The following is a 7,517-nucleotide window of genomic DNA, read 5'->3' on the forward strand; positions in this document are numbered from 1 at the left end:
GTTACGAAAAAAGCGCGTTATTCAGTAAAGCCTTAGTGCGCCTGATCCCAGTTTTCGCCGCTACCCACTTCCACCAGCAACGGCACATCAATACGCGTGCAGTTTTCCATCAGTTGATGGATCTTTTTCGATACCACGTCGAGATCATCTTTATGCACTTCGAACACCAGTTCATCGTGTACCTGCATGATCATACGCACGCGCGGCTGTTCATCTTGCAGCCATTTATCGACGGCAATCATAGCGCGCTTGATGATGTCTGCTGCCGTCCCCTGCATCGGAGCGTTGATGGCGGCACGTTCCGCACCAGCACGACGCGCAGCATTGCTGGATTTAATATCCGGCAAGTAGAGACGACGCCCTTCCAGCGTTTCAACATAGCCTCGCTCTTTTGCCTGAGCGCGCGTGCGCTCCATATATTCCAGTACGCCAGGGTAGCGTTCGAAGTAGAGATCCATATACTTCTGCGCCTCTTTGCGCGGAATATTGAGCTGACGCGCCAGACCGAATGCGCTCATGCCGTAGATCAGACCAAAGTTAATCGCTTTGGCGCTGCGGCGCTGTTCAGCCGTAACGCTCTCCAGCGGCAGTCCAAACACTTCAGCAGCCGTCGCCCGGTGGATATCTTTTCCTTCGGCAAAGGCGGTTAACAGACCTTTATCGCGGGAAAGGTGCGCCATAATACGCAGTTCAATCTGCGAATAGTCCGCTGATGCGATGACGTAATCTTGCGGAGCGATAAACGCCTGACGAATACGGCGCCCTTCCTCGTTACGTACCGGAATATTTTGCAGGTTAGGATCGGTAGACGATAAACGCCCCGTCGCGGTCACCGCCTGATGATAAGAGGTATGCACTCGCCCGGTTTTCGGGTTGATCATCAGCGGGAGTTTATCGGTGTAGGTCGATTTCAGCTTCGCCAGCCCGCGATATTCCAGAATCACCTTCGGCAGCGGATAGTCCAGCGCCAGCTCTTCCAGCACCTCTTCCGAGGTGGACGGCGCACCGCCCGGCGTTTTCTTCAGAGGCTTAATACCCTGTTTTTCAAACAGAATGGTTTGCAACTGTTTGGTAGAAGAGAGGTTAAATTCTTCTCCGGCGATCTCATGCGCCTTCTTCTCCAGCTCCGCCAGACGCAGCGTGATCTCCTCTGAATGCTTGTGCAGCACGGCAGGGTCGATTTTTACACCGTTACGCTCTACGCGGGAAAGCACCGGCACCAGCGGCATTTCGATATTCTCGAAGACATTCAGCGGCCCTTTGTACTGCTGTAGCTCTGGCCACATTTTCAAATGCAGCTGTAACGTAACGTCCGCATCTTCTGCGGCATAACGTCCGGCCTCTTCCAGGGCAATCTGGTTAAAGGTCAGCTGATTTTTACCTTTACCGGCAATCTCTTCAAAAGTGATGGTCTTATGCTTCAACCAGCGTTCGGACAGGCTGTCCATGTCGTGGCGGCCAGCAACGCTGTTCAGAATGTAGGATTCGAGCATAGTGTCAAAAGCAATACCACGCAGCTCAATGCCATAGTTCTGCAATACGCCGCGATCGTACTTCAGGTTTTGCCCAACCTTACGCGCCTTCTCATCTTCCAGCAGCGGCTTCAACAGCTCCAGCGCTCGCTCGCGGGAAATCTGATCGGGCGCATCCAGGTAGTCATGCGCCACAGGAACATAGGCCGCCACGCCCGGTTCAATAGCAAAAGAGAGACCAACCAGATTCGCCGCATGGTTATCCAGGCTGTCCGTTTCGGTATCAAATGCAAAAACGGGCGCCTTTTTCAGCGTCTCAATCCAGCTTTCCAGCGTCGCTTCATCCAGGATGGTGACGTAGTTATCGTAAGAAAGCGCGGTCGCAGGCACGTCTGGCGTTTCATCAATAACAATGGATTCCTGCGGTTTTGCTGCGGGCTTCGCACCTTTCGCCTGTAGCCATTTACCCGCTTCCACATCGGTGGTCCAGCGCTTAAATTCATATTTCTTAAACAGGCCAAGCAACTCTTCAGCCGCTGGCTGTTGTACTTCAAGCTGATCGCAGCTTAGCTCCAGTTCGACATCCGTTTTGATGGTAGCCAGTTGATAAGAGAGGTAAGCCACCTCTTTATTCTGCTCAAGCTTCCCGGCCATGGTTTTCGCGCCACGGAAGGTTAAGCCCGCAATTTTATCTGATTCGGCATACAGGGTATCCAGCCCGCCTAACCCCTGAAGGAGCGCCTGGGCGGTTTTTTCACCCACGCCCGGCACGCCAGGAATGTTATCGGAAGAGTCGCCCATCAGCGCCAGGAAATCGATGATCAATTCGGGTGGAACACCGTACTTGTTCACGACCTCATCCGGGCCCAGAATCGTATTGGTCATGGTATTAATCAGCGTGATATTTGGCGTCACCAGCTGGGCCATATCTTTGTCACCGGTGCTGATCAGCACCGGACGGCCCACCTTCTCGGCTTCACGCGCCAGCGTACCGATAACGTCGTCCGCTTCCACGCCCGAAACAGCCAGCAGCGGCAGGCCCATCGCTTTTACCATCGCATGCAACGGTTCAATCTGCGCACGCAGGTCATCAGGCATCGGCGGGCGATGCGATTTGTAATGTTCAAATAACTCATCACGGAAGGTTTTACCCTTGGCATCAAATACCACTGCGGCATGCGTCGGTTGATACTGCATAATCAGGCTGCGCAGCATGTTGAGAACACCGTACATCGCCCCTGTAGGCTCCCCTGCGCTGTTCGTCAGAGGAGGAAAGGCGTGATACGCGCGATAGAGATAAGATGAGCCATCTACAAGGATAAGTGGGTTTTCTGGGATCTGAACCATAATGTCCGTGCCTGTTTATCAGATTATGGGTAAAGGATGCCACAGACAGGATGAAAACATGAGTTTTTCGCCGCATTTGTCGAAAAAGTTTTGTAGATCTTCTGGATCGCTCGCAAAGCGAACTGTGGATAACTTTGTGCATAAATTATTACATTTCATTTAATTTCATCCTGATGATTTAATTTTCATTAAACTTACTCTTATTTTTCAATACGTTAATTAAATCACCAGAACTTTATCCCATTATTCAGCGTCATCTCAGTGTGTGGATAGATATCAATATTTTTTCTGTTTCGCTAAGACCCGTCATTTGATGCGTTTTCTGATAAAATCAGCCCCTTGCGTCTCTTTCGCGCACTATTTATGGCTAACCCGTTGAATAATTTAATTATGACAAGAATACTCGCTGCGATAACGCTGTTGCTGAGTATCGTATTGACCATTTTGGTCACTATTTTTTGTTCTGTGCCGATCATCCTTGCCGGGATCGTGAAGCTCCTTTTGCCCATTCCTGTCGTCTGGCGCAAGGTATCCGTTTTTTGTAATTTCATGATGTACTGCTGGTGTGAAGGGTTGGCGCTGCTGCTACATCTCAATCCGTGGCTTAAATGGGACGTGGAAGGGCTGGAAGGCCTGAACAAGAAAAACTGGTATCTGCTTATTTGTAACCATCACAGTTGGGCCGATATCGTGGTGCTTTGCGTTCTGTTCCGTAAGCACATTCCAATGAATAAATACTTTCTTAAGCAGCAGTTAGCCTGGGTGCCGTTTATCGGCCTGGCCTGCTGGGCGCTGGATATGCCGTTTATGAAACGCTACTCGCGCGCTTATTTGCTCCGTCATCCCGAACAACGCGGTAAAGATGTAGAAACAACCCGCCGTTCTTGCGAGAAATTTCGCGCGCATCCCACAACGATCGTAAATTTTGTCGAAGGTTCGCGTTTTACCGAAGAGAAACGTCGGCAAACTCGCTCGCCATATAAAAACCTTCTCCCACCAAAAGCGGCGGGGATCGCGATGGCGCTAAACGTCTTAGGGTCTCAGTTTGATAAGCTGCTCAACGTTACCCTCTGCTACCCGGAAAACGATCGGAAACCATTCTACGATATGTTGAGCGGTAAACTGACGCGCATCGTGGTACGTATCGATCTGGAGCCGATTAAAGAAGAGCTGCACGGTGACTATGTGAACGACAAAGGATTCAAACGCCGTTTCCAGCTTTGGTTGAATGCACTCTGGAATGAAAAAGACGAACAGATAGAAAAGATTAAAGCGGAAAACAAAAACGCCGGTCAATGACCGGCGATTTTTTTATTTCTTTTCAACCAGATGTTTCACGGTATCGGCGTACTGTTGTACGAAGATATCCATGCTGCTGGTATCCATCCCTTGCGGGTTAACCTGATATTTGCCGTTTACAAACATCGCCGGTACACCCTGAAGCTGGAGATCAGCGGCCGCTTTTTCTTGCTGCGCAACCAGTGATTTCACCACGAAGCTGTTCCATGCCGCATCGTAGTCTTCACCTTTCACACCCGCATCAACGAATACTTTGCGAATATCGGCAGCAGACTGAACGGTCTGGTTTTTCTGTACTGCTTCAAACATCGGCGCAGTGATTTTATCTTCCACGCCCAGCGCCATCGCCACAGCCCATGCCTGCGTCAGGTCCTTACCCAATGGGCCCAGGAACTCAACGTGGTATTTGGTCATTTTGGTGCCTTCAGGCAGCTTTTTCTTCACGTTATCAGAAACGTGCAGCACTTCTTCAAACTGATAGCAGTGCGGGCAGTAGAAGGAGAAAAACTCCAGAACCTGAGGCTCGCCAGCAACGGGCTTATCCAGTGTGATGTATTGCTTACCATCACTGAACTGCGCTGCCGATGCGCTAAAAGCTAAAATCATACCAGCCAGCGCCAGCCAAATCTTTTTCATGATCAACTCTCTCCTGATGTGTCCGTTTAATACATTGGCGTTAATTGTAAAGGGGGTTCTTGCAGCACTTTTGCCTGCTCAAGAAATGTCGCAGTCTGCCGTTGCCAGTAATCTTCCCCGGTTAACCACGGGAAATTTTTAGGAAACGCAGGATCAGCCCAGCGACGCATCAGCCAGGCAAGATAATAAACCAAACGCATCGCGCGTAAAGGCTCAATAAGTTCTATTTCAGCGGTATCGAACTCACTAACTTCTTCATAAGCCTCGATAATCGTTTCAAGCTGCATCCGCTGCTCGGCTTTATCGCCATTCAGCAGCATCCACAGATCCTGAACGGCAGGGCCATTGCGGGCATCATCTAAATCAACAAACAGCGGGCCATCACGCCAGAGGATATTTCCGGCATGACAATCCCCGTGTAAACGCAGCGTCTCAAAACGGGTATGCCAACGTTCGGTAACGGCGGCAATAAGAGTGTCCGTCGCGTTCAGGAAAGCCGCTTTTTGCCCCGCGGGAATCAGTGATGCGTCTTCGAAAAGTTTACGAGGTTCAATGAGATACTCTTCCAGGCCCATTGTCGGCCGGAAGGCAAAAGGGTGTTTACGCCCGGTCTGATGCAGGCGACCCAGATAGCGCCCTACCGCTTCCATCTGATCGATATTATCTGCTTCGAACTGTCGCCCGCCGACGCTTGGGAAAATCGCGTAGTGGAACCCCTGGTGGTTCAGTAGCGTCTGGTCATTGAGGACAAGCGGCGCCGCAACCGGCACCTCATCTTTTACCAGTTCCAGTGCAAACTGATGCTCTTCCCGTATTTGATCGGCAGACCAACGCTCAGGGCGATAAAACTTAACGACAAAGCGTCGACGGTCTTCGTCCTGAAACTGATAGACGCGGTTTTCATAGCTGTTGAGCGGGGTAAGACCGGAATCCACCCGGATTCCCTGTTCAAACAGCGCATCCATGATGGTATCCGGGTGTAATGTCTGGAAAGTAAAAGCGTTATCGTTCATCCCATCATCCGGAAAATACTACGAATGATTCAGGATATCATTTTGTGGCGATTTCGGTGGCGCCGCTTACAAGGTTTTACTCTTTAATCACGCCGCGTGCGCGTAATAGCGCCGTTTTGAAATCTTCTTCATAATCTTTCTGAATACCAGGAATCACCGCATCTTTTGCGGAGTCACGCATTTTCAGGTGATAGATCAGAATGTCGTCGGTTAAATCCGCCAGTTCGCCGTCAAAACCTGACTCTTTCGCCAGTTTCTGTAAAAATTGCAGCAGATTAAGATCGGGCTCTTTCTGCCAGGCTGGTTGCAGGAGTTCAATGACTTCATTCAGGCGTTTACATTTCATGGCTGTGCTCCTTAATTTGATGTAGATACGTTAGCAGGGTCAATCCCACAATAAAAGAGGCGATATCAGTGAATCTGGAGAGTGCAATAACGGGGGTTGTGCTGGCAGGCGGTAAGGCCAGGAGAATGGGGGGGGCAGATAAGGGTCTGCTTGAGCTGGATGGCAAACCACTCTGGAAGCATGTTGCTGATACGCTGGCATCTCAGCTTGAAACCGTCGTGATTAACGCGAATCGCCATCAGGATATTTATCAACAAAGCGGTCTGAAAGTGATCCCCGATTCACTGGCCGATTTTCCGGGGCCTCTGGCGGGTATGTTGTCTGTTTTACAGCAAGAGAAGGGAGACTGGTTTCTGTTTTGCCCTTGCGACACGCCTTACATTCCCCGCGATCTGGTTGCGCGTTTAAAAGCTCAGCGCAATAACGCGCCTGTCGTATGGGTTCACGACGGCGAGCGGGATCACCCGACAATTGCACTGGTTAATCGCTCCGTAGCACCTTTCTTACAGGAGTATCTCCGGTCAGGTGAACGGCGGGTCATGGTCTTTATGCGCCAGGCCGGTGGTCATGCTGTTGATTTCAGTGATTTTAAGCAGGTATTTGTGAATGTGAATACGCCGGAAGAACTCGCCAGATGGCAGGAGAAATCATGATCCCACTACTCGGCATAGCCGCATGGAGCGGCACCGGTAAGACTACGCTGCTCAAGAAATTGATTCCAGCGTTATGCGCCAGAGGGGTTCGCCCAGGGTTAATTAAGCATACCCATCACAATATGGACGTAGATAAGCCCGGCAAAGACAGTTACGAGTTACGCAAGGCAGGCGCAGCACAAACGCTTGTCGCCAGTCAGCAACGTTGGGCGCTGATGACAGAAACACCGGAAGAACCTGAGCTGGATTTAACGTATCTGGTGAGTCGAATGGATGCTTCTAAGCTGGATATAGTGCTTGTTGAAGGTTTTAAGCACGAAGCGGTGGCGAAGATCTTATTATTCCGACAGGGGTGTGGGCATGAAGTGGATGAGCTGACCATTGATGAACATGTGATCGCCGTCGCCAGCAACATTCCGCTTTCCCTGGACGTCCCGCTATTAGATATCAATGATATACCACAGATCGCTACATTTGTTTTGCGTTGGCTGGGACGATAGTACGCGGGCGGCACAGGTTTGCCGGATAAGGCGCAGCGTCATCCGGCAGAACAGCGCATATATGCCGGATGGCGGTGTGAACACCTTATCCGGCCTGTAAAAACATCCCGGGTATTTTGCACACAGTCTGTAGGCCGGATAAGGCGCAGCCGACATCCGGCTGCACCCGGACGCATGAACGCAAAAAGGCCATCCCTCAGGATGGCCTCTTCACTTTAATTAATGCCTGGCAGTTCCCTACTCTCGCATGG

At 50.7% G+C, this 7,517-nt stretch carries 7 protein-coding genes; 3 read left to right on the plus strand and 4 right to left on the minus strand.

Annotated features, from left to right (window positions below):
• Window positions 1–32: 32 nt before the first annotated feature.
• On the minus strand, window positions 33–2,819 hold the full coding sequence (gene polA, locus OGX84_RS16025; RefSeq protein ID WP_049009351.1) for a DNA polymerase I: 2,787 nt from the start codon (window positions 2,817–2,819) through the stop codon (window positions 33–35).
• Window positions 2,820–3,182: 363 nt separating this feature from the next.
• Here polA and yihG point away from each other — a divergent pair, with 363 nt between their 5' ends.
• Window positions 3,183–4,118, plus strand: a complete 936-nt coding sequence (gene yihG / locus OGX84_RS16030) for a 1-acylglycerol-3-phosphate O-acyltransferase, YihG family (protein ID WP_047459928.1) — start codon at window positions 3,183–3,185, stop codon at window positions 4,116–4,118.
• 12 nt (window positions 4,119–4,130) lie between these two features.
• Here the strand turns inward: yihG and dsbA are convergent, their stop codons facing one another.
• The 3 genes from dsbA to OGX84_RS16045 all read right to left on the minus strand — a co-directional run bounded on the left by dsbA (window position 4,131) and on the right by OGX84_RS16045 (window position 6,113).
• Window positions 4,131–4,754: a thiol:disulfide interchange protein DsbA gene (gene dsbA, locus OGX84_RS16035; RefSeq protein ID WP_012133950.1), complete on the minus strand. Its 624-nt coding sequence runs from the start codon at window positions 4,752–4,754 to the stop codon at window positions 4,131–4,133.
• A gap of 26 nt (window positions 4,755–4,780) precedes the next feature.
• Entirely contained in the window at window positions 4,781–5,767 is a 987-nt protein-coding gene (locus OGX84_RS16040) for a serine/threonine protein kinase (protein WP_200054094.1), read from the minus strand.
• A gap of 76 nt (window positions 5,768–5,843) precedes the next feature.
• Window positions 5,844–6,113, minus strand: a complete 270-nt coding sequence (locus tag OGX84_RS16045; RefSeq protein ID WP_012133952.1) for a YihD family protein — start codon at window positions 6,111–6,113, stop codon at window positions 5,844–5,846.
• Between the two features lie 68 nt (window positions 6,114–6,181).
• On the opposite strand from OGX84_RS16045, the gene mobA reads away from it, so the two are divergent.
• Together mobA and mobB are read left to right on the plus strand one after the other, a co-directional pair.
• The gene (gene mobA, locus OGX84_RS16050; RefSeq protein WP_200054095.1) at window positions 6,182–6,766 is read left to right on the plus strand and encodes a molybdenum cofactor guanylyltransferase MobA; all 585 of its coding nucleotides are present in this window, start codon (window positions 6,182–6,184) and stop codon (window positions 6,764–6,766) included.
• A complete protein-coding gene (gene mobB / locus OGX84_RS16055) occupies window positions 6,763–7,266 on the plus strand; it encodes a molybdopterin-guanine dinucleotide biosynthesis protein MobB (protein ID WP_104867949.1) in 504 nt (167 codons plus the stop codon). Before mobA ends, mobB begins: the two co-directional genes overlap by 4 nt.
• The last annotated feature ends 251 nt before the right edge of the window (window positions 7,267–7,517 follow it).

The sequence above is a fragment of the Citrobacter sp. CK202 genome, assembly GCF_030333225.1.
Lineage (GTDB): Bacteria > Pseudomonadota > Gammaproteobacteria > Enterobacterales > Enterobacteriaceae > Citrobacter_B > Citrobacter_B koseri.